This is a genomic window from Barnesiella sp. CU968 (assembly GCF_905219685.1).
Lineage (GTDB): Bacteria > Bacteroidota > Bacteroidia > Bacteroidales > Muribaculaceae > Lepagella > Lepagella muris_A.
The window spans coordinates 1-1132 of record NZ_CAJMXD010000588.1 but is presented as its reverse complement, the minus strand read 5'-3'; the positions used below and the strand labels follow the sequence as shown (position 1 = coordinate 1132).

Sequence of the window (1132 nt, the reverse complement as noted above, 5' to 3'; positions counted from 1 at the left end):
AGAAAATCGCGTAACCAACATGAATACAGAGTTTAACAATTTCGCATTAACAGATTTTAAGAGACGCCAGTGATTATATATTTTGAAGGAATGAAAGTTTTTACCATGACTTCTGCCTGTCTTAACTTGTGTCGCGGGTCACTTCCCCAACACCAGTCAAGAGCTATGGCCTCGAAATCGAGATTTTCTTCAATAAATTCAAGGTCTGAACCGATTTTGGCTCTTTTGTCAGTAGCGTTGACATTGGAGAAGCGGGTGCTTTCAAACATTGTCACATCAAGTTTTATTTTCAGCAGTACAAGGTTGGCACGTCCTTCGCTTTCCTGATGAATACGATATGCCATTGGATGAGATTTACACAGACTCAAACGAACATAATCTTCAAGTCCTTTGTCTCTATCAAGTCCACGGCTTGTATCATTTCCTCCCGGGCTTGGAATCTTCATATCATGTGACAGAAGATATGACCAAGAGTATAGTCCTTTACGTGATTTTATTAATGGAATATTACTTGACTCAGTAAAATGATATAGATAGTATATGCCATTATTGTGTAAAAAGTTTACTATCTCCTGCGCGTCGGATTTAAGAGTAGAAGACAGACCATTCAATCGATTGATCTCCTGTTGCTGGTTCTTCTCTTTTTCACGTAGTTCTTCTTCATATTTTCGTGCACGTTCCCTTCGTTCTTCCTGCTCTCGTAGTTTACGTGCCTCTTCTTCTTGACGTTGGCGTTCTATGGCTTCCGCCCGTTGTTGTGCGGCAAGAGCCTCCTGCTTACGACGCTGTTCCTCTTTTTCGCGTTTTTCTGCTTCTAATTGATTAGACAATTCCGTTATAGCAAAGACAACATCCTTAATAGCGGCATTAATGTCCTTATTCTCAATAAAAGCAGTCTGTTTAGAGATAATGTCAAGACACTCCTTTGCACGGTCAAGATTTCGGTTATTAATAGCCTCTCTTGCCCCTTCTATATTAATCAGCGCAGTCTTTTCTGCCTCTTCAATTTTTCGACGCTCCTCCTCAATTCTCAGTTGAAAGAGTTCTCCCATCGAAGTGATAGCCGCTACATCTTTACTTTCAAAGAGATTAGTAGCCTTAGAACTGTACGATTCCTCTTTTACAGATAAAT

General features: G+C 40.1%; 1 protein-coding gene. It reads right to left on the bottom strand.

All coding sequences use genetic code 11. The features are described from left to right. Window positions 1–56 precede the first annotated feature (56 nt). A partial coding sequence (locus JX312_RS13890) for a DarT ssDNA thymidine ADP-ribosyltransferase family protein (RefSeq protein ID WP_204458516.1) occupies window positions 57–1132 on the bottom strand: 1076 nt, incomplete at its 5' end.